At 44.4% G+C, this 21597-nt stretch carries 17 protein-coding genes; 13 read left to right on the forward strand and 4 right to left on the reverse strand.

Annotation, left to right across the window (positions count from 1 at the left end; genetic code table 11):
• Positions 1–52: 52 nt before the first annotated feature.
• From fmt to B3V51_RS04835, 8 genes are all read left to right on the forward strand, one after another.
• A complete protein-coding gene (fmt, locus tag B3V51_RS04800) occupies positions 53–1141 on the forward strand; it encodes a methionyl-tRNA formyltransferase (RefSeq protein WP_286708054.1) in 1089 nt (362 codons plus the stop codon).
• An 80-nt stretch (positions 1142–1221) separates the two neighbouring features.
• Positions 1222–2820 (forward strand): transcription antitermination factor NusB, encoded by a 1599-nt coding sequence (locus tag B3V51_RS04805; RefSeq protein WP_212564061.1) that lies wholly within the window; start codon positions 1222–1224, stop codon positions 2818–2820.
• A 46-nt stretch (positions 2821–2866) separates the two neighbouring features.
• Positions 2867–4288 carry a threonine synthase gene (gene thrC / locus B3V51_RS04810; RefSeq protein WP_212564062.1) on the forward strand — a complete coding sequence of 474 codons (1422 nt, stop codon included), beginning with the start codon at positions 2867–2869 and terminating at the stop codon, positions 4286–4288.
• A 323-nt stretch (positions 4289–4611) separates the two neighbouring features.
• A complete protein-coding gene (locus tag B3V51_RS04815; protein WP_212564063.1) occupies positions 4612–5721 on the forward strand; it encodes a LysM peptidoglycan-binding domain-containing protein in 1110 nt (369 codons plus the stop codon).
• 57 nt (positions 5722–5778) lie between these two features.
• Positions 5779–7032 carry a DNA-processing protein DprA gene (dprA, locus tag B3V51_RS04820; protein ID WP_212564474.1) on the forward strand — a complete coding sequence of 418 codons (1254 nt, stop codon included), beginning with the start codon at positions 5779–5781 and terminating at the stop codon, positions 7030–7032.
• Positions 7033–7155: 123 nt separating this feature from the next.
• Positions 7156–7785 carry an L-threonylcarbamoyladenylate synthase gene (locus B3V51_RS04825; RefSeq protein WP_071002675.1) on the forward strand — a complete coding sequence of 210 codons (630 nt, stop codon included), beginning with the start codon at positions 7156–7158 and terminating at the stop codon, positions 7783–7785.
• A gap of 326 nt (positions 7786–8111) precedes the next feature.
• Positions 8112–9083 (forward strand): epimerase, encoded by a 972-nt coding sequence (locus B3V51_RS04830; RefSeq protein WP_286708056.1) that lies wholly within the window; start codon positions 8112–8114, stop codon positions 9081–9083.
• 106 nt (positions 9084–9189) lie between these two features.
• Positions 9190–10326 (forward strand): metallophosphoesterase, encoded by a 1137-nt coding sequence (locus tag B3V51_RS04835; protein WP_286708057.1) that lies wholly within the window; start codon positions 9190–9192, stop codon positions 10324–10326.
• Positions 10327–10343: 17 nt separating this feature from the next.
• Here the strand turns inward: B3V51_RS04835 and B3V51_RS04840 are convergent, their stop codons facing one another.
• On the reverse strand, positions 10344–11738 hold the full coding sequence (locus B3V51_RS04840) for an alpha/beta hydrolase (protein WP_071002678.1): 1395 nt from the start codon (positions 11736–11738) through the stop codon (positions 10344–10346).
• Between the two features lie 449 nt (positions 11739–12187).
• Here B3V51_RS04840 and grpE point away from each other — a divergent pair, with 449 nt between their 5' ends.
• Together grpE and dnaK are read left to right on the forward strand one after the other, a co-directional pair.
• Entirely contained in the window at positions 12188–12787 is a 600-nt protein-coding gene (grpE, locus tag B3V51_RS04845; RefSeq protein ID WP_071002679.1) for a nucleotide exchange factor GrpE, read from the forward strand.
• A gap of 184 nt (positions 12788–12971) precedes the next feature.
• Positions 12972–14912, forward strand: a complete 1941-nt coding sequence (gene dnaK, locus B3V51_RS04850) for a molecular chaperone DnaK (RefSeq protein WP_071002680.1) — start codon at positions 12972–12974, stop codon at positions 14910–14912.
• Positions 14913–15039: 127 nt separating this feature from the next.
• On the opposite strand, the gene B3V51_RS04855 is transcribed toward dnaK, so the two are convergent.
• Positions 15040–15897 (reverse strand): methyltransferase domain-containing protein, encoded by an 858-nt coding sequence (locus B3V51_RS04855; RefSeq protein WP_286708058.1) that lies wholly within the window; start codon positions 15895–15897, stop codon positions 15040–15042.
• A gap of 50 nt (positions 15898–15947) precedes the next feature.
• Complete coding sequence (locus B3V51_RS04860) at positions 15948–17180, reverse strand: 8-amino-7-oxononanoate synthase (protein ID WP_277077582.1); 1233 nt, start codon at positions 17178–17180, stop codon at positions 15948–15950.
• 283 nt (positions 17181–17463) lie between these two features.
• Here B3V51_RS04860 and B3V51_RS04865 point away from each other — a divergent pair, with 283 nt between their 5' ends.
• The 3 genes from B3V51_RS04865 (at position 17464) to B3V51_RS04875 (ending at position 19777) form a co-directional block, all read left to right on the forward strand.
• Positions 17464–18003, forward strand: a complete 540-nt coding sequence (locus B3V51_RS04865; protein ID WP_186475351.1) for a porin family protein — start codon at positions 17464–17466, stop codon at positions 18001–18003.
• 205 nt (positions 18004–18208) lie between these two features.
• Positions 18209–18805, forward strand: coding sequence for an NfeD family protein (locus B3V51_RS04870; RefSeq protein ID WP_339605588.1), 597 nt, complete (start codon positions 18209–18211; stop codon positions 18803–18805).
• A gap of 90 nt (positions 18806–18895) precedes the next feature.
• Entirely contained in the window at positions 18896–19777 is an 882-nt protein-coding gene (locus B3V51_RS04875; RefSeq protein WP_093070296.1) for an SPFH domain-containing protein, read from the forward strand.
• 77 nt (positions 19778–19854) lie between these two features.
• On the opposite strand, the gene hemN is transcribed toward B3V51_RS04875, so the two are convergent.
• Positions 19855–21348, reverse strand: coding sequence for an oxygen-independent coproporphyrinogen III oxidase (hemN, locus tag B3V51_RS04880; protein ID WP_414706364.1), 1494 nt, complete (start codon positions 21346–21348; stop codon positions 19855–19857).
• Between the last annotated feature and the right edge of the window lie 249 nt (positions 21349–21597).

Below are 21597 nucleotides of genomic sequence, written 5' to 3' on the forward strand. Positions count from 1 at the left end.
ACATCGTAAACTCACCTATAATGGGCAAATTAACCTTATATAATGCAAGACTATGACTACTGCCACTTTTGATCTGTCTAATACATCTATAAACAATAATAAACTATCTACCGAGCGACTAAGGGTGGTATTTGCAGGCACGCCTGAGTTTGCTGCCATTAGTCTAGAAGCGCTCATTCGCCAGCAAGACGCCCTTAATATCGATATTGTCGCAGTATATACCCAGCCAGATCGCAAAGCAGGACGCGGCCAAAAGCTATCAGCCTCTGCTGTCAAAGAAGTGGCATTAGCGAACGATATTGCGGTAGAGCAGCCAGTCACCTTCAAAAAATCCAGCACAGAGGGCATGGCAGCACGACAGACGTTGCGTACGTATCAGCCAGATCTTATGATTGTCGCCGCCTATGGTTTGATTTTGCCTATTGGTGTATTGACCACACCCACGCATGGTTGTCTAAATATTCATGCCTCATTGTTGCCACGTTGGCGCGGTGCCGCACCTATTCATCGTGCATTATTAGCAGGTGATGATGAGACAGGTATCACCATCATACAGATGGATAAAGGGCTTGATACTGGTGATATGCTCTATAAGGTGAGCGCTAGTATAGAGCCTGATGAGACGGCAGCGAGCCTACATGATAAGATGGCAGCGCTTGGTGCGACGGCTATCGCAACAGTATTAAAAGAGTTATCACATTATCAATCACAGGCCGTTGCCCAAGATGACAGTCAGGCAAATTATGCCGAAAAGCTCGTAAAAACCGAAGGCGAGGTTGACTGGACAAAGCCCGCTGCTACCATCGAGCGCCAAATTCGTGGGTTGACGCCGTGGCCAGGCGCTTATACCTTTCTAAATGGGCAACGCGTCAAAATACTCGCTGCACTACCCATCAATACCACACAAAAAACAGATAAGCCTGCGGGTACAGTCGTGAGTGTCGGGCGCAAAGCCATCTTAGTCGCTTGTGGCCAAGAGGATGAACAACCAAATGATAATGCCGCTCATGACGTACAACTCAGCAACACATTGGCGATAACTAAATTACAGTTTGCTGGTGGTAAGCCGATGACCGCGGAACAGCTTTGTCATGGTAATCAGCTAAACGACGGTGATCAATTCACAGCAGAATCAAAATAGCTTCATCTAAATAGCTTTAACGACATTTAACCCTACTAGCACAAGACGCGATCAATCATACGTCAAGGAACTACAACTTCATGAGACAAACCAATAGCGCGTCTAAAAACAATGCACCTAGAAACAATGCACTTAGAAACAACAAGCTCAAGCCATCAAGCAATCTAATCATGAATGGCAGCGTTCGCGTTCGCGTGATTCGTACCTTGCTTGCTATTCAAAATGGTCATTCGCTCTCAAGCGTGCTTGACCCATTACTAAACAGTCTGCACGATGGTGATAAAGGTTTTGCGCATGCTTTATTGCTCACAACATTACGCCAATGGCATGCCCTTGCACGATTGCTCGACACGCTAGCGGACAACCCTATTGACGAGGTCGAAGTTCGTACCACAATTCAAGTGGGTTTGGTGCAGTTACTGTATTTGGAAGTGGCAGATCATGCCGCGATTCATGAAACGGTTGAAGCGGCAAAAGAGATTGAGTTTGCCCATGCAACTGGTTTAATCAACGCTATTTTGCGCAAAGTCGCTAAGAACCCAAGTAAATTTCGTAAAAAGTGCGATAAAAAACACAGCTTACCGAATTGGCTTGCCTATCAGCTTAAGCAAGATTGGAGTGAGCAGTACGATGCGCTGACCCAAGGCTTACGCCAAGTGGCACCGATGTTTTTGCGAGTCAACTCTGCAGTTACTTCAGTAGAGGATTATCAACAGTCGCTGTATGGCGCAGAAATTGATGCAGATATCGTTGAGCTAACGACTGGTTTTAACGTAGCAAACTCGTCAGAGACTACTACAATACTATCGACCAAAGGCTTAAGACTGCATCAGACTACCGCTGTCAATGCTTTGCCTCATTTTTTCGAAGGCATTGCCAGCGTGCAAGATATGCATGCTCAGCTTGCGGCACCTATCATCAATAAAGCGTTAATGGCAAAGCTCAACGCTGAAAAATCTGATACGGAAAATACCAATAACGAGATACATATTTTAGATGCTTGCGCGGCGCCTGGTGGCAAGCTTGCCCACTGGTTGCAGTTACTCAGCTCAAATGACTCTTCATCGTTGTTTCACGTGAAACAAGATGATGCGGAAGCAAAGCCTTTAGCTTCTAAACTCAAGCTGACCGCTATCGATAATGAAGCACCGCGCATCGAACGCATCTATGACAATCTACAGCGTCTCAATCTCAAACAGCAAGACTTAGAGCAAGCTGAAAAAAATATCGCCCTTAACGTTGTCTGCGCTGATGCCACCAGATGGCAGCATGGTAAAAATAAAAAAGCTGCGACAAATGAACCAGTATTCGATGCAATATTATTGGATTCTCCTTGTACCGCAACGGGCGTGATTCGCCGTCATCCTGATATTAGTATTTTGCGTACCGAAAAAGACATCGAGCAAACCGCCTTGCTACAAGCCGATATTTTGCATAACCTATGGCCACAATTGAAAGCTGGCGGTTATTTGCTGTATGTCACGTGCTCTATCTTAAAGCAAGAAAACGTCGAGCAAATGCAGGACTTTATCACTCATCATAATGATGCGGTAGCGATTGAGTTTACTGAGGACTGCAATTGGGGTATTGCCCAAGCGATTGGTCGCCAGTGCTTGCCAATCGATAGCGAGAGTGGCGATGGTTTTTATTATGCGTTATTGCAAAAGACTGCTGAATAAACCGCTTTTAACTATTGAATAACATTATTGTAGACAGGACAATCTAATGAAATATATCAGTACTCGTGGTCAGACAGCACCAATGGACTTTAGTGAAGTGCTATTAATGGGGCTTGCGCCAGATGGTGGCTTGATGTTGCCTGAGCATTACCCGACCGTTGACGGCGCTGTCCTTGATGAGTGGCGTACGCTGAGCTATCCAGAGCTGGCACTTGCGATTATGCAGCGCTTTGCTACAGACATTCCTTATGCGGATCTAAAAGACATTATTGATCGCACTTATACGGCTGATATATTTGGCTCTGATGACATTGTTCCTGTCCGCAAGCTCGAAGACAATTTATACATTTTAGGATTATCAAACGGCCCAACGCTGGCATTCAAAGACGTGGCTATGCAGTTCTTGGGCAATGCTTTTGAATATGTCCTCAAAAGAAAAGGGGCGCGTATCACTATTATTGGCGCGACCAGTGGCGACACGGGTAGTGCAGCTGAGTATGCCCTGCGCGGTAAAGAAAACGTCGAAGTCTTTATGCTATCACCGCATGGCAAAATGAGTGAGTTTCAGCGCGCACAAATGTACAGCTTGACCGACGATAATATTCATAATATCGCCATCGACGGTATGTTTGATGACTGTCAGGATATCGTCAAAGCGCTGCAACAAGATGCTGACTTTAAAGCTCAGTACGACTTGGGCACGGTCAACTCTATCAACTGGGGACGCATCCTCGCGCAGATCGTTTATTACTTTAAAGCGTATTTTGCGGTGACGACAAGCAATGATGAAAAAGTCAGCTTTAGCGTTCCTTCAGGTAATTTTGGTAATATTTGTGCCGGTCACATCGCTCGTGAAATGGGCTTGCCCGTTGAGCGTTTGATCGTCGCCACCAACGAAAACGACGTCCTCAATGACTTCTTCAATCAAGGGTCTTATCAGCCGCGTCCTACTGACAAAACGTATGTCACTTCAAGTCCATCAATGGATATCTCAAAAGCCTCAAACTTTGAGCGTTTTGTTTACTTGTTGCTGGATAAAGACAGCGCACGCGTTCATGAGTTATTTGACGGTGTAAAATCAGGTCAAGGCTTTGACTTGTCTGATTTGATGGAGGCGGTCAATACGCGTTATGGCTTTGCTGCTGGCAAATCAACCCATAGCGATCGCTTAAACACGATCAAAGCATTGTATGAACAGCATGGCGAACTTGTCGATCCACATACGGCTGATGGGATAAAGGTTGCCAAAGAATTGCAGCGTGAAGGCGAAGTCATTATCTGTGCAGAGACGGCCTTGCCTGTTAAGTTTGCAGACACTATCATCGAAGCAGTGGGGCAAATCGACATTCAGCGTCCGGCTCACACGGAAGGCTTAGAGAGCCTGCCACAACATGTGACTGTACTAGAGAACAAAGCTGAATTGGTTGCTGAGCAAATTCGTCAGCATATTGCGCCAAATCCAGCATAAGCGATAAACGTTTTGAGTTCATCTTCTATAGATAGAAGCGTTTGTATAAAAGTTACACCATTGTAATAAAGTGTTTATGATTGTGTTATGGTATAGATAATTGTAGTATTAGAAACAGCGTCGGCGAGTCATCATGCTGCTAGACGCTTTTTTGGAATATTTCTAGCCAATTATACTGAACAGCTGCCCTATCGTTGTTATGATAAAATCACCTATAAACTACTGATAATCTAAGTTATTTTTATAAAATAAAATATAGATTTGGTAAAAAACGAGCGTGGTTTATTGTGACCGAAACAGTGGTACCTATTGTGGATATAACGATGAAGATGAGCTTAAAAAAGACAGCAAAAGCACTGGCAAAAGGATTATTAGTTACGACATTTAGCAGTGCCATGTTGATGACCACAGCCCACGCCAATAATCCACCACCTACCATAAAAGCAGATGCCCCCAATCGCTATATCGTCAAAAAAGGCGATACGCTATGGGATATCTCAGGTCGCTACCTCGACAGTCCATGGCGCTGGAAAGAGATTTGGGCTACCAACAAGCAAATCAAAAATCCAAACCTTATTTATCCTGATGATATTCTTATTCTGTGTGTGATTCAGGGCAAGACTTTGGTGGGGGTTGATACTGGTGAGGGCTGTGCAGGTATCGAAAAGCAGCTAACAGGTAATGTGGTTGCCAGCACCGTCGCGATCACCTCGACTGCTAATAGTATCCCGCCTGTACCATGGTCTGCTATTCAGCATTGGCTGGATAAAACCCTCATTGTAAATCCAGAAGATTTCAACACTACTCCTTATATTTTGGCGTCCAAAAATCGCAATCTAATCACCGCAAGCGGGGATAAAGTCTATGCCAAAGGCGTCCCGCTTATCGTGGGTCAGCGCTACGGGGTATACCGCGAGGGTGATCTGTATGTCGATCCCAAAACTCAAGAGGTTATCGGATTAGAGGTTACACAGGTAGCGACTGGTCTTGTCACATCGACAGAAACGAATGGCGTCACTAGCCTGCAGCTGACGGACAGCTACGACAAAGAAGTACGTGAAGGCGATCGCGTGTTTGTCGAGCTAGACAACGCTATCCCACCTGTCTTTTATCCAACGCCTGCCAGCGTCAGTCGTGGTGGTATGATTGTGCGGGTGATGGACTCAATCAGCTCTGCCGCTAAAGGCAGCGTGGTAGCGATCAATTTAGGCAGCTTGCATGGTGCCAAACCAGGTGATGTACTGACCGTTTATCAAAAAGGCCCGCTGGTCAGGGACGTAAGAGACAATGACATGCCGGTACGCTTGCCCAATGAGCCAAGCGGTATGGTGATGGTGTTTAATACCTTTGACAACATCAGCTATGCTTACGTACTTGACTCTGAACTACCACTCAATGTTGGCGATCAGCTATTGCCACCCCCTTATCTATAAGCACATAAGGCTTTGTGAAGCGATTTTACTAAGTTTGCCCAAACGAGACAGATGACAATGACCGCAGTCACCTCTTCTTTATCCGATGATCAGCGCGCCATATTGGCGCTATGGTATGAGGTGAATGCATCATTGTCTGCTTATCATAAGCTCATAACGACTTATGGTGATGCGCAGCTTGCTTGGCAGGCTACAGTAGGCGCTTGGAAGCAGTTAGGACTCCATCATACCCATCTCAAACGCCATGAGCAGCCAGAGCAAACACGTGCTGCTATTGATAAGATCCAGCAAGCACTTACAGACGGTCGCTATGGTTTATTGTTTGCCGGTCAGCCCGACTATCCTGCTCAGCTTCTTCATATTTATGATCCGCCGCCATTATTGTTCTTTCGAGGAAATAGCGCGCGTCTGCATCAGGCTCAAATTGCTATCGTGGGCAGCCGAAAACCAACAGCCCATGCCCAAAAAATCACGTTCGATATGGCGCAATATCTGGCACAGGCAGGGTATGTCATCACCAGTGGTCTGGCAATAGGCGTGGACAAACGGGCTCATCTAGGAGCTTTGGCGCAGACTGATCTTGAATATCAAGGTCGTACTATCGGCGTGATGGGGACAGGGATTGATGTGAATTATCCCAATCATCGTGACCAGTTATTTGCTCAAATCATCGAGCAAGGTGGCTGCATTATTAGTGAGCTACTACCGCATACTCAGCCGCACAAACATACCTTTCCGCGCCGTAACCGTCTGGTTGCTGGGCTGAGTCTAGCCACGATTGTGACCGAAGCGACGATCAAAAGTGGCTCGCTCATTACCGCCCGTTTAACCTCTGAGCAAGGCAAACAAGTCTTTGCCATTCCAAGTCATATTGATAATAGCAATGCCGAGGGTTGTCATCATCTGATACGTGAAGGCGCAACGCTGATTTATCATCCTCAGCAGGTGTTAGAGGACGTCAATGGTCAGCTTGATTATGATCGTCGATCGTATATACAAAAGGAGGCAACGATGCGCTCTGATAAGTCTCAGTCGGACATTCGCCATCCCTTCGCTGTGTCAAATATAGACAAACGCTCGCTTACCGCGCATAGTGAGCAAAAATCTTCTAATATAAAATCTAGCCGTAGTGAGGTTATTGTACCTGAGCATTTGATCGACATTTATGAGCGTCTTGACTGGCACGGACAGGATTTAGATGCGCTGATTATCGCAACCAAACTATCCGCGCCACAGCTCATTGGACAGCTGATGGAACTTGAACTAATGGGCGTCATCAGTGTGCAAGGCGGACGCTATTTACGTGTATAGCGTATCGATACTCCTAACTACCACATAAGAATAAGTAGAATGGGTTCTAAATATCGCTACCTTAGTCAGACTGTCTCTTGTGCTATTATTAGTGTCTCTATTCCAGCATGAATCATGTAAGCTATGAGCCAATCTATACCTTTTATCACTGACTCTGCCACACAAGCTGCAAACTGGCTTAAAGAAGCAAAGCTACTTGCATACCCAACAGAAAGCGTTTGGGGTATTGGTTGCGACCCTTATAACAAAGCCGCTGTGCAGCGTATCTTGGATATTAAACAACGTCCGCAAGCCAAAGGCATGATCGTCATTACCGATAGCGTAGAGCGTTTGTCACCTCTACTAGCGTCTTTAAATAATGCCCAGCGCCAGCAAATTATCGATAGCTGGCAGTCAGATGTTAATGACAGCGAGCTACACAATCGCCAAGCGCATACTTGGTTATTACCCATTCCTCAGACACTTTCGACCACGATGCCCTCATGGATAATGGGTGAGCATCAGACCATTGCAGTCAGGGTCATCGCCCATCCTATCATACGAGAACTGTGCCAACAGATGGTCAGCGAAAATAACCCATTTGGCTTCATTGTTTCGACTAGCTGCAACCCATCAGGTCAAGCGCCTGCTAGCACCTTTGACACTGCCTATGGTTATTTCGGTGAGCAGATTGGCTATTTTCAGGCTGATACTTTAGGTTATATCTTACCCAGCCAAATCCGTGATGCAACGACAGGCTCAGTCATTCGTTAGTAGGCAATAAACGACCTTTCATACCATTATAGCCTAGTCTTTTGTACTGTCTTTTTGTGCTGTCGCCATCGATAAACCATATTTCACTAGCTGAAGATTACTATGGTTATCGTTCTGTAGCCATAGCAAAATATACCGTCTCAGCGCTAGCTATCGCTAAAGCCGCTTCCTTAGTTCCCGTTGCTTTACTAAAAGTATGTAAAAGTCATTTTGATAAAAACGACAAAAAAGTAGACGATAGTTAAAAGGAGCTGATTTTTATTGAACGATGAATCTTTCAGCAATAGGTCATCGCTGCGATATTTGATACACATAGGGAGTAGGCTATGAAGGTTTTAATTAGTGGTGGCTCAGGGTTTTTGGGTAGTGCATTTAGCCAAGAGTTAATCGAACGGTATCGCACACAAGGTAAAGAGGTGATGATTACTTGGTTGACCAGAGATAGCAATCAAGCTCATCCTGATGACATTAATATGATGACTTATGACGAGCTTAAAAAGTCTGACATGAGCTTTGATGTCATAATGAACTTAGCTGGCGCAGGTATTGCTGACGCGCGTTGGAGCGATGAGCGCAAAGAGCAATTAATAGCCAGTCGTATTAAGCCTACTCAATCGATATTAAGCTTCATCGAACGTACGGCAACAAAGCCAAAACTAGTCGTCAGCGGCTCAGCAATCGGTTGGTACGGCACGCAAGGTGATAAGCCATTGACTGAACACAGCAGTTTTGAGACAGACTTTGCCCATCGCTTATGTGAGGAGTGGGAGAGCTTGGCGCTCAAAGCGACTGATTACGATGTCCCTGTCGCTATTATACGAACAGGCGTTGTGATACATCCTGAAGGTGGTATGGTGGCCAAATTACTACTGCCATTTAAGTTTGGCGTTGGCGGGCAGTTGGCTGATGGTCAACAAATCATGAGCTGGATTAGCCGTGACGATTGGGTGGGGGCGGCGATTTTTATTATTGAGCAGCATCTTGTCAGTCAATTTGGACATAAACAAAGAGTTTCACATAACGATAATATCATAGAGACAAGAAGTGATACGCCAGCCTTTGTCTATAATCTCACGGCGCCCAATCCTGTGAGTAACCATACTTTTACTAAAACGCTTGGCTCATGGTTACATCGGCCGACACTTTTTACCTTGCCAGAGTTTTTACTTAAGCTCATGTTTGGTGAGATGTCGACGCTACTAATAGATGGTCAAAAGGTGCTGCCACAAGCGCTATCAGATGCAGGTTACGCATTCAAGCACGTGACACTCAAACAGGCATTAGAGGATCAAAAATAGTTACATCATGATTGTTTCATGTGAAACATTAGAAGTTGTTTCTATACTGAATATCCTCTGCTTTTGACTTCATATGCTTCAAAACAATCGCGCTCAAGGAAAATCCATGCGTTACGCATTTTTCATCATCATTTTTTTGCTCTTGCAGCTGTTTAGTGTGGGTGCTGCTCTAAGCTTACAGTGGTGGTTACAGCCTTGGATCACGCCAACGCTTCAGATCGCTATATGGTCTGCTATATTTATTATTACTAATGGATTGTTGATATTAAGTGTCAAAAGAGTATTTGCCAATAGCTACCGCTGGGTTAGCGGTTGGATGTTGGTTATGCATTTTATGCTGCTCACGGCATTGCTGATAAGCCTATTCTATGGTGGATACTGGCTAGTAACATCACTCTTAGGCGCCTCGTCATATGAATCTAATATGATTTTTATTGGCCTACGAGCGCTTGCATTGGTGATATTCTTAGGGTTGTTCGGTTTCGCCTTATATAGTGCTTATGTGCCAGTCGTACGTAAGCTGTCCATTAGTATCAACAAACCGCTCGCTAAACCACTGCGCATTGCGGTCGCGAGTGACCTTCATCTAGGACGACTATTTGGCGTAGCAGCGATAGATAGGTTGAACTGTCTAATGATTGACTCGCAGGCTGATATGCTGCTTATGCCAGGCGATATCATGGATGACAATACAGATGCGTTTAATAGCTATAATATGGCAAAAAACTTAGCTGAGCTATGCAGTAGCCTGCCATACGGCGTCTATGCAACATTGGGTAATCATGATTTGTATGGGCACGAACAGCCAATCAGCCAAGCGTTAGTCGATGCAGGCGTACATTTATTAAATGATGACGTGTTTGGTATCGAACATGAGGGTCAGCCTATATGGCTGGTTGGACGTTTTGATAATCATAAACGCCAGCGTGTCGCGACAACGGATTTGCTCGCGAACGTTGATACTTCACAGCCAGTGATACTGCTGGATCATAGACCAAGCGATATTGATGAGCACAGCCAGTTACCAATCGATCTACAGGTATCAGGACACACTCACAATGGACAAGTATTCCCCGCCAACTTTATCGTGAGCGCCATCAACCGATTAGGCTATGGGTATGAGGCCATTGGCAGAGGACATTTTGTGGTGTCCTCGGGTTATGGCTTTTGGGGTATTCCGTTTCGATTGGGCTCACGCTCAGAGATTTGGTTAATTACCGTTTCTGATCATACTAATAAATAGCTAGTTCCAGTTAACCGCTATGCCGCGAGCCGCGATTTTGTACTAATGACCTCACGGACGAAGCCGCCAAAACCATGAATAATATTTTTTGTTTCCTGCCCAAGTCCTTGATGCACGCTCATAAAATGAATAAAGCCGTGCGGTGCGCCCAGCACAGTATGGGTCTCAACAGGAACTTTATAACTCTTTAGCTGTTTGGCATAAGCAAATGCCTCATCACGCAATACATCGAGTTCAGCAGCGACGATATAGGTGGGACATACTTTGCTATTATCACCAAGCATTGGCGAATTGAGTATATGTATGCGTGGCAACGGACTATTCTCAAGACAAGCGGCATCAAATACTGCCACATCAGCATGATCCAATAGCAGGCCTTCACCATACAGCTCCCAACTCGGATAATCTGTCTCGATATCAGTCACAGGATACAGCGGCATCTGTGCTAGCGGCGCAGGCAGCTTCTTTAATAGATCAAACATTTTCTGACCATCTGCACCCAAATCTAACCAAGCGTTTTCGTTTGGTGCGGTGAGTTGCTGTGCAATCAAGGTAGAAAGGCCACCACCTGCGCTATCGCCTGCAAGAACGATGCGTGACGGTAAGGCACCTAAGGTATGGCAATGCTCAGCCAACCAAGCATAAGCGGTGATACAGTCTTTTAACGCTGCAGGTGCAGGACACTCAGGAGCCAAGCGGTAATCCACACTGACCACAGGCCAACCAGTCTGCTCACAGACTGCGTGACAGAACTCGTGATGTGTATCGACACTACCGATACAAAAACCACCACCATGAAAAAACAACATGGCTGTTTGGTCAGGGTTATGAGCACGTCTTTTTTTAGCGCCAATACTCTTGGTACCTGCCTGATAGCAGCGAATGGTCATATCGCCATCATCCGCGTTGGCTATGGTTTTATCTTCCCAATTGACAGGTGTTTCACCCTTTTTGATAAAAGGTTTGATGTTACTTAGCATACTGCCACCTGCTTGGTGCCATACGCTTGGTGCTTGCATCGCCACCGCATCAGCAGCAAACCTTTCACGGAGTTCATGCATGGGCGTTAGCTCTAATGGCGTCTTAAGATGACTATTCACCGCGAGGATCAGGCGCAAATGAGCATTGGCGTGCTGATATTGTTTTGAGTGAGGCCCTTTTAAGTAACCAATCAAACCTTCTAATACTGGTGTTGGTAGATAGCCAAGACCTTTCATCGCATAGTGCAGAGTGTGTGGTTGGCAATGTGCCATTGGGTTATAACTGAGCATTTTTTCTTTCACGCTCAAACGCTTTTTTTGTACACCGTTGTCTTTCACTTCACCAATCATCTCATCGTTCGACGCCAAATGCAGCGTCATCAATGTTTTGTTCAGTAAGGTATTGATTGATGATAGTGTTAAATTAGACATAATATCTCTCATAACTGTTTTTGAGTGTTTACTGTTACATCAGCGTACACTTTAAGATAAGGAATAATATTTGTAGCAATAATAAGGCAGTAGTGCGTAAAGCAGGGTGTTATTTAGTAATGGCGTGGGTAGCAACGGTAACCTATTTAGAGTAATTGACGGTTTTTTGTACGTTTTGTTAACGTATGTTGAGACCAGTTGACACAGCCCAGAAATGCTGAGTACTTGTTTTAAAGAAAGATCTAACCATATTTGTCGTAAATGCGAAAAATTCCTTTACTTTAGGCTTGAAATTTATACTTATTACCTTTATCAAGCAGCTATTAGAGCGTATTAATAAAAAAAATGAGTGATAACCGTTAAGTATCTGATAAAGGCATGATACAGCCAGCGTTTGGCTGATTTATTGTGTCTTATCTCAATTATTATTGACATTCCAAGGAGCTATCATGAGCGAGCAAAATACCAACCAAGAAAACTTTGATCAAACAGTGGCACATGATAATGTTGATCACAAAGACAGCATCTTAGAAGAAACCATGAACGAGTTTGATCCACAGAACAACTCAGGTGAAGAAGCCACTATCGAAAACGAGATCGATCTTGATACGTTCAAAGCGCGTATCGCTGAGTTAGAAGGTGAAGTGAAGCAAGCCAAAGAAAGCACTGCTCGCGCCAACGCTGAAGCTTACAATGCACAAAAGCGCGCCGAGCAAGAAGCGGATAAGAGTAAAAAATTCGCTCTTCAAAAATTTGCCAAAGAGCTACTCGATATCGTCGATAACTTAGAGCGCGCTATCGAAAACGCAGACGCGAATGACCCAGTCGCTGAAGGGGTGAAATTAACCCACAAAGCATTGGTCTCTGTACTTACACGTCACGGCGTAGAAGTGGTCGATCCAGAAGGTGAGAAATTTAACGCTGATTTCCATGAAGCAGTGGGTATCGATTCAGAAGCAGAAGCTGACACCGTCGGTACAGTCCTACAAAAAGGCTATAGCTTAAACGGTCGTCTACTACGTCCAGCCATGGTACGTGTTGGTCAATAATATTTTTTGGGGTTAAACCCTACTAATATGAAGGTTTTTCACAAAAAATCACATGAAAGACTGTTTTTGCTTGATTATCGCCTTGAAAAATACAACAAGCAAACCGATATATAGCAACAAGTGACCGACTACGGTCTGGATAAATAAGTATTTATAGTTAAAAATAAATTAGGAGCAATTGATTATGGGTAAAGTAATTGGTATTGATTTAGGTACGACTAACTCGTGTGTAGCAGTAATGGAAGGTGACAAGGTTAAAGTCATCGAAAATGCTGAAGGTACGCGTACCACACCATCAATCGTCGCTTATAAAGATGACGAAACATTGGTTGGTCAGTCAGCTAAGCGTCAAGCGGTCACCAATCCAAGCAACACTTTGTTTGCGATTAAGCGTTTGATCGGTCGTCGTTTTGATGACAAAGTCGTGCAAAAAGATATCGGTATGGTACCTTACAAAATCGCTAAAGCAGACAACGGCGATGCGTGGGTAGAAATCAACGGTAAAAAGCTTGCGCCACCACAGGTTTCTGCTGAAATCTTGAAAAAAATGAAAAAAACAGCAGAAGACTATCTTGGTGAGAGCGTGACTGAGGCAGTTGTAACCGTACCTGCTTACTTCAATGACTCACAGCGTCAAGCAACCAAAGATGCGGGTAAAATTGCAGGTCTTGATGTAAAACGTATCATCAACGAGCCAACTGCTGCGGCACTTGCTTACGGTATGGACAAAAAGCAAGGCGATAGCACCGTTGCTGTATATGACTTGGGTGGTGGTACTTTCGATATCTCAATTATCGAAATCGCAGACGTCGATGGCGAGCAACAGTTTGAAGTACTAGCGACCAACGGTGATACGTTCCTAGGTGGTGAGGACTTTGACTCAGCGTTGATCGATTATTTGGTAGATGAGTTCAAAAAAGAGCAAGATGTAAACCTAAAAGGTGACTCTCTTGCGATGCAACGTCTAAAAGAAGCAGCTGAAAAAGCGAAGATTGAGCTATCAAGTGCACAAAGCACTGAAGTGAACTTGCCTTATATTACTGCTGACAGCAGTGGTCCTAAGCACTTGGTCATCACTATCAGCCGCTCTAAGCTTGAAAGTCTAACCGAAGATCTAGTACAGCGCACCATGGACCCTTGTAAAACTGCCCTTGAAGATGCTGGCCTAAAAATTGGCGATATCAACGATGTAATCTTGGTTGGTGGTCAGACTCGTATGCCACTTGTACAACAAAAAGTACAAGAGTTCTTTGGTCAAGAGCCACGTAAAGACGTGAACCCTGATGAAGCTGTGGCAGCTGGTGCGGCAATCCAAGGTGCGGTATTGTCTGGTGATAAAACTGACGTATTGCTACTTGATGTAACGCCATTGACGCTAGGTATCGAAACGATGGGCGGTGTTATGACGCCAGTTATCGAGAAAAACACCATGATTCCTACCAAGAAATCACAGGTATTCTCAACCGCTGAAGACAACCAGCCAGCAGTAACGATTCAGGTATATCAAGGTGAGCGTAAAATCGCCAACCAAAACAAATTGCTTGGTCGTTTTGACTTGACGGATATCCCACCAGCACCACGTGGCTTACCGCAAATCGAAGTGTCTTTTGACATCAACGCTGATGGTATCATGAACATCTCAGCAACTGATAAAGGTACTGGTAAAGCACAAAGCATCCAGATCAAGGCGGATTCTGGCTTGTCGGACGAAGAAGTTGAGCAAATGGTTCGTGATGCAGAGGCTAATGCTGCTGAAGATGAGAAGTTCGCTAATCTAGCGCAAGTTCGTAACGAAGCAGATGGTCGTATCCATGCCGTACAAAAAGCGCTGAAAGAAGCAGAAGATAAAGTCACTGATGAAGAAAAATCAACAGTAGAGTCTGCGATCACTGAGCTTGAAGCGGCGGCGAAAGAAGATGACCATGACGAAATCAAAGCCAAGCTTGAAGCGCTAGACAATGCATTCTTGCCAGTTAGCCAGAAGATTTATGCTGACAGCGGCGCAGGTAGCGAGGGTATGGATCCAAGCCAGTTCCAACAAGGTGCTGACGCTACTGGTAGCAACCAAGCGGATGACGATGTCGTTGATGCTGAGTTTACTGAAGTAGACGAAGACAAAAAGTAAGCAATGACTTGATGTTTAAGGCTGATTTAATCGTTAATTAGATTAAATTAGCTAGATCAAAAAAACGCATCTTTCGAGATGCGTTTTTTTATGCCTGATATTTAAGTATATATTTTCAAGCGTGCCATTATGGTAAATGCGCATCAACGATTAGTACGTCATAAGTCAGATACACGCAAGGTTGACCGTCCTCATCTATGCCCGAAAATTGCTGCCAATAATCGCGCTCGAATGCTTGCAAGCGAGTTTTGGTCCAGACAAAAGGCTGTGTGTTAGACGTTTGCTTACCAATCGTTTGCTTGTCATAGGTTTGCTTGTCATAGGTTTGATTGCTATCTATTTGATTGGTCGATACACCTGTCATCTTCATATGTTTGAGCACATCATAAGGCTGGGCAAATGGCACATTGAAACGCTGTGTTGATAGCTTTATGTGTTGAAATCCCGCTTGATCTAGCGCTGATTGCCATTCACTAATATCTGGATAATGCAGTCCTTGTCCTGTTAGGGTTTTTATTTGCAAGAAATTATCTGGGGTAAAGGTGCTTAGTAATAATTGTCCATTAGGTTTTAGCCGTGAGGCTGACTGTGCGATAAAGCTAAGTGGATTGTCAAACCACTGAATCGCATTGGCGCTAATGATTAAGCTATGCTTACCGCCTAAATCCGTGGTTTCCGCATCGCCAATAAGGATTTGTGCTTGTGGCAACAATTCCTGTAAATGAGTGGCTTGCTGCTCACATAACTCGTTGATAGACCATCGCTCACTTTGTACATATTTTGCCAGTAGCTGCGTTAGTTGTCCCGTGCCTGCACCGACCTCAAGCACACTGTCTTGATTGGTATTATCGATAGCCATTAATAAGTGCTGACAAACCTGCTGCTGAATATAAGCATGTTTATCGTACTGACTGGCTTGAGAAAAATGCCGCGCAATGGTCTGCTTGCGGGCACTGAGCTTAGAGATAGCAGGATGGTGTTCCATAATCGTTCTTTCGCATAAAAGTTTATAATGAGCATCAAAAACTGCTGCCGTCATATGGATAATTGCATGATTAGGCGCTCGCACTCAGCATGGGTAATGGCTGCGTTTAGTACCAAGCGAATACGTGACGTATTAGTAGGAACGGTCGGTGGCCTGATAGGCAGCGCATAAAATCCAGCGTCTTGGAGTTGTTTTGCCTTTGTCATCGTACGAGCATTATCACCTAAAATATAAGGCACAATGGGTGACTCGTAAATAGGATCTTTTGCTGCCGATGCCACGCGATATTCAGGGCTAATGGCTTGGCTCAGTTGTAATGAAATCTGCGCCAAATGCTGTCGCCGCGTCTGTAGCTGTGGCATTTTTGCCAAAATAAACCGTGTCCAAGCATGATTGATTGGTGGCAACGCGGTACTAAAAATCAGCGGACGCATCTGATTGATGAGCCATGATTTGACCACCTCATCACATAGAATATAAGCGCCAACCGAGGCAAACGCTTTACCAAACGTACCCACTAGGTAGTCAATCTCAGTGAGCGTATCTGTTTCTTCGGCTAACCCTAATCCTTGCGCGCCAAGGACACCGACGGCATGGGCTTCATCGACATACAGCTCAATACGACTGTCAGTGGCTTTTAGCTTAACTAAAGCGGGTAGATCAGCACGATCCCCATCCATGCTAAAAATACTTTCGGTGACGATGATGATACGCTCCACATCCTCTTCAACCTGCATAAGCATAGTAGCCAAATGCGCATAATCATTGTGTCGATAGCGGCGATACAGACAGCGTTTGCTTTCGCTGAGTTTAATACCATCAATCATACTGGCATGTACCAGTTTGTCTGCCAAAATAACCGTCTTCACTGGTAGTGCAGTCAATGCAGGTAAGATCCCGATATTGGCGTGGTAGCCACTATTTAATACCAACGCAGATTTCGTCGCGGTTTGATTTATTCCAGCTGCGGTTTCATACCATGCTTGTAGCTCATCCTCTAACGCCTGTAGCTGTGTATCATTGCCAGTTAACAGACGCGATGATGTTGCGCTCATTTTGGGCAAACAGTCCATTGATTGCTGAATAAATTCAAAAAACTCACGCTGCAACTCAGCATCACTGCCCAAACCTAGATAATCGTTGCTAGCAATATTTAATAGGGTATGGTCATCAGCGATTACATACCGTCCGTGGTGTTCGATATCTGGTAATTTGCGATACTGCTGTTTGTCTTTGAGTTGTAAGAGCGCAGTTTGTAGCTGCGCGTCGATAAAAGCTGACATACAGAGCCGTCCTTTTTCTTTATTCGTCAGTATATGCGGAACACAATGAGTAGGGATTATTGCACAAAAACGGGATGTGTAACAAAAAGTTTCATATATCAGCCTTTGTAACTCAAGCACTGATAAACGCTTTCAAATCTTAACTCGCATACCATTAAACACTGACAGAGTGTCTGAAATAGTTTGTTACTATGTACCCATCGTTAGCAAACAAGGCGATACGGCCAAATGGTCAATACAACTAAATAACTTGTTTGTCCAAATTTACTTGAAGGAGCTAATAATGAAAACTCTACAAAAAACTATACTTGCACTAGCAACTGGTTCTTTACTTACTGTAGGTGCAAACGCCGCTGTTAACTATGGTAACGGCTATACAGGCCAACCTTATGTTGGTGCTAAGATTGGTCAGTTTGACAATGATGTAGACGGTGATGATCCAACTGCTTATGGTGTATATGCTGGTTACAACTTTGATCCTAACTTTGGTATGGAAGTTGAATATGTTGGTTCAGATGATGCTGACCTAGATAACAATGCTGGCGACTATGATACTAAAACTTATGGTGCGTACGGTACTTATCGTTATATGTTCCCAAATACTGCACTATATGCCAAAGGTAAACTTGGTGTTGCCAAAACAGAGTTAGAAGCTGATTTTGATAACGGTAACAATGACTCAGTCAGTGATACTGGCATTGCTGGTGGTATCGGTCTTGGTTACGCAGTGAATCCTAACTTCAATGTCGAAACAGAATATGCCATGATGGATAGTGATGCAGATACTAAGCTGCTTACTGTAGGCGCTAACTTGAAATTCTAAGATAAAATTATGTAGTCATACATAGTTGAACATAAAGAACGACCATTATATATGGTCGTTTTTTTTGTGTCAATTTTAGCATTCATTGTGCTTGTTTTATCAAAATACCACACCATAAATAATAATAGGTAATTGATTTTTAAGATAATATTATCTACAAAACTGTGCTACATTGGAAGGTAGGCAGATACAGGAGTAGACAGCGATGATTGAGACTATCTGGATGATTGAACCTTGGCATTGGTTGGTGTTAGGCTTCTCTTTGATGATTGCTGAGATATTTATTCCGACCTTTGCTAGCCTCTGGTTTGGTGCGGCTGCGGTGATCGTTGCTGCCTTAGCATGGTTGCTGCCCATTCCGCTATTATTTCAGGTATTGATCTGGCTTACGCTATCGGTTTTGTTTATGTTTGCTTGGGTCAAATACATCAAGCCGCTGTCAATGAGCCGTAAAAAGATGGGGCAAAGTAGCGATCTGATTATTGGTGAGACGGGCATGATCGTGGTCAAACCGCAAAAAGGCATTTCAGGTATGGTGCGCTTTAACGTGCCTATTTGGGGTGCAGATGAGTGGCCATGTCGCACAGCAGGCGTGAATGTCGAGACAGGTGATCGTGTGGTGGTCATAAAGGTGGTCGGCGATGAGATGGTGGTTGCACCCACGCAGCGCCTCCAAGCACCCAAAACCATACGGCCAAACATTACTCCGACGATTAACAGTCAAGTGCCTGCCAAACAATCTAAAGCGGGTAGACTGAGTTTGCACAAACCCGATCTCAAAGAGTCAGGTACTAGCAAATAAACGTTATCAAGTACTAAAGATTTTTAAATTAAGAAAAAAAGGGCATAAATCACGTCGCTGGCAAATAAAGCAAGGGTCAAGGAGAATCACATGGGTAGTATCTTGAGTAGTTTAAATGGCGTCGGTATCGTGATGCTGGTATTAATAGCATTGGTGATTTTTACCGTTTTTAAAGGCGTTTGTATTGTTCCGCAAGGGTACAAGTGGGTCGTGCAACGGCTGGGTAAATATCAGCAAACTCTAGAGCCTGGCTTTAGTATCATCATTCCTTTTGTGGATAGAGTCGCTTATAAAGTCACCACAAAGGACATCGTACTAGATATCCCATCTCAAGAAGTCATCACCCGTGATAACGTTGTGATCATCGCCAATGCCGTGGCTTATATCAACATCTTGCGTCCAGACAAAGCGGTCTACGGTATTGAAGATTATGAACATGGTATCCGCAATTTGGTACAAACCTCCTTGCGCTCTATTATTGGTGAGATGGATTTGGATAATGCCTTATCGAGTCGTGATGAGATTAAAGCCTTGCTCAAACATGCGATCTCAGAAGACATCGCCGATTGGGGTATTACGCTTAAAACCGTAGAGATTCAAGACATTAACCCCTCGCAAACCATGCAAGCCTCTATGGAAGAGCAGGCCGCGGCAGAGCGTCTACGCCGCGCGACCGTTACTCGTGCTGATGGTCAAAAACAAGCTGCTATTTTGGAAGCAGATGGACGTCTGGAAGCCTCACGCCGCGATGCCGAAGCGCAAGTGGTACTGGCCAAAGGCTCGGAGGAATCAATTCGCTTGATTACCGCTGCGATGGGCGATGAAGAGATGCCCATTGTCTACTTACTTGGCGAGCAATACATCAAGTCGATACGTCAGCTTGCAGAGTCGGACAACTCAAAAATGGTGGTGTTGCCAGCCGATATTTTGAGCACTGTTAAAGGGATGGTAGGCGATAAATTAAAGCTATAAGTATCCACAGTAATATCTAAAAAAGACCTCGTTTGAGGTCTTTTTAATGGCTAATAATTGGCTGCCAAGTCGTTATGTCAGATAACTTTTGAGAAGCGGTTTTTGTGTTTTTTTTCTAGATATTCATCAAATACCATGGCAACATTGCGACCAAGCAAGCGGCCCCTAGGTAAGACACGAATACCTGCTGCATCCATATCAATCAGTCTATCTGCTTGCATCTCTCCCAGCTGTTGAATCTCATCAATAAAATAGGTAATCGCATCGATACCGAATTTTTGATTCACATCTTTAAAATCGAGATAGTCGTGGCAGAGCAGGTTCATGATGACATATTCACGTAAGCGATCTTTGATGGATGTCTTAATATATTTTACCGCGGGCATGACCGTAGGATTGGTTTTGGCAGCATCAATCTTAGCTTGATAGTTTTGCAAATCAGTATCATTTTGCAGGATATAGCGCGTATTGCTATTGGCAATTTGACTGATGGATGAGACACCAAAGCCCAATAAATCACAATCGCCCATGATGGTGTAGCCCTGAAAATTACGATGCAATTTGCCTTCGCGCTGTGCGATCGCTAGCTCATCGTCAGGCTTAGCAAAGTGATCGATACCGATATATTGATAGCCCGCTTCGGTTAGCGTGTTGACGGTGTTGCCGAGCATAGCGAGCTTAGCTGCTGGGCTAGGTAGGTCTTCATCTTTGATCTGACGTTGGGCTTTGAAACGCTCAGGTAGATGCGCATAGTTAAAGACAGACAGACGATCTGGTGACATCTCAATGATACGTTGTACCGTTTTGTCTAACGTGTCAGGCGTTTGATGCGGCAAACCATAAATCAGATCGATATTGATAGAATGAAAACCAAGCCCTCGCGCCTCTGTTAATACATTCTCAATAAGCTCTACTGAGTGCACACGATTGACCGCGATTTGTACCGTTTCATCTAAGTCTTGCACGCCTAAGCTGATACGATTAAAACCAAGGTTTCGTAATATCTTTAGCGTATTATCACTCAGCTCACGCGGGTCGATTTCGATAGAGTAGTCGCCTTCATCATCACTCAGAAACTCAAACTGCGTCTGTAAAAACTCCCACAGCTTAACCATCTCTTCATCACGCAAAAACGTTGGCGTACCACCGCCCAAATGCAGCTGCTTGACCAAGGGCTTATCGCTACCTTCTGGTACAGACAGCAAGCGGCGTTTAAGGGCAATCTCAGCCATTAAATACTGCAGATAATCACCAGAGTCGCTATTTTTTTTGGTAATAATCTTATTGCAGGCGCAGTAATAGCAAAGGTGACGGCAAAACGGAATGTGAAAGTATAAAGACAATGGCGCGCGTGACTCACGATTCTGCAAGATTTTCGTCTCAAGACTAACTGCCTCAAAACCATTTATGCCAATATTCTCAGGTATCGGCGTGAACTCTAGAGCAGTTGGGTAGGAGGTATAACGCGGACCTGAACGATTGTACTTATTGATGATGGCTTCATCGAATGCTGGTAGCTGCTTACTAGTAATACTACCGCGGGTACTGGCATAAGGGTTGTCTGGTTGCATAACAGGACGCGTGGTCGACGGCGGCGCTTCCGCATCATTGTAGGGCTGCGGGTTAGTTTGTGCTGAATAATCTGTCATGCGGTACTCCTCGTTTTGACCCATAGTGGCTATAGCATCGCTTTTTTGTGCTGCCAGATGATAACGTTTGCAGTAACAGCTTGGCTATTATAGCAACTGTCTTAAAATATGGTCATTATTATACCAAATCCCTACTTTTAGTATGGTATATCGTGATGGTTTTTAGCATTA

Origin of the sequence: Psychrobacter sp. UBA2514, from assembly GCF_002341255.1 — a bacterium.
Classification (GTDB): domain Bacteria; phylum Pseudomonadota; class Gammaproteobacteria; order Pseudomonadales; family Moraxellaceae; genus Psychrobacter; species Psychrobacter pacificensis.

Excerpts from the sequence above, each read along its gene's own strand:
- dnaK (WP_071002680.1), top strand. The coding sequence starts at position 12,972 with ATGGGTAAAGTAATTGGTATTGATTTAGGTACGACTAACTCGTGTGTA.
- hemN (WP_414706364.1), bottom strand. The coding sequence starts at position 21,348 with ATGCAACCAGACAACCCTTATGCCAGTACCCGCGGTAGTATTACTAGT.
- B3V51_RS04865 (WP_186475351.1), top strand. The coding sequence starts at position 17,464 with ATGAAAACTCTACAAAAAACTATACTTGCACTAGCAACTGGTTCTTTA.
- thrC (WP_212564062.1), top strand. The coding sequence starts at position 2,867 with ATGAAATATATCAGTACTCGTGGTCAGACAGCACCAATGGACTTTAGT.
- B3V51_RS04855 (WP_286708058.1), bottom strand. The coding sequence starts at position 15,897 with ATGGAACACCATCCTGCTATCTCTAAGCTCAGTGCCCGCAAGCAGACC.
- B3V51_RS04815 (WP_212564063.1), top strand. The coding sequence starts at position 4,612 with ATGAAGATGAGCTTAAAAAAGACAGCAAAAGCACTGGCAAAAGGATTA.
- dprA (WP_212564474.1), top strand. The coding sequence starts at position 5,779 with ATGACCGCAGTCACCTCTTCTTTATCCGATGATCAGCGCGCCATATTG.
- B3V51_RS04825 (WP_071002675.1), top strand. The coding sequence starts at position 7,156 with ATGAGCCAATCTATACCTTTTATCACTGACTCTGCCACACAAGCTGCA.
- B3V51_RS04860 (WP_277077582.1), bottom strand. The coding sequence starts at position 17,180 with ATGTCAGCTTTTATCGACGCGCAGCTACAAACTGCGCTCTTACAACTC.
- B3V51_RS04870 (WP_339605588.1), top strand. The coding sequence starts at position 18,209 with ATGATTGAGACTATCTGGATGATTGAACCTTGGCATTGGTTGGTGTTA.
- B3V51_RS04840 (WP_071002678.1), bottom strand. The coding sequence starts at position 11,738 with ATGTCTAATTTAACACTATCATCAATCAATACCTTACTGAACAAAACA.
- B3V51_RS04835 (WP_286708057.1), top strand. The coding sequence starts at position 9,190 with ATGCGTTACGCATTTTTCATCATCATTTTTTTGCTCTTGCAGCTGTTT.
- B3V51_RS04875 (WP_093070296.1), top strand. The coding sequence starts at position 18,896 with ATGGGTAGTATCTTGAGTAGTTTAAATGGCGTCGGTATCGTGATGCTG.
- B3V51_RS04805 (WP_212564061.1), top strand. The coding sequence starts at position 1,222 with ATGAGACAAACCAATAGCGCGTCTAAAAACAATGCACCTAGAAACAAT.
- fmt (WP_286708054.1), top strand. The coding sequence starts at position 53 with ATGACTACTGCCACTTTTGATCTGTCTAATACATCTATAAACAATAAT.
- B3V51_RS04830 (WP_286708056.1), top strand. The coding sequence starts at position 8,112 with ATGAAGGTTTTAATTAGTGGTGGCTCAGGGTTTTTGGGTAGTGCATTT.
- grpE (WP_071002679.1), top strand. The coding sequence starts at position 12,188 with ATGAGCGAGCAAAATACCAACCAAGAAAACTTTGATCAAACAGTGGCA.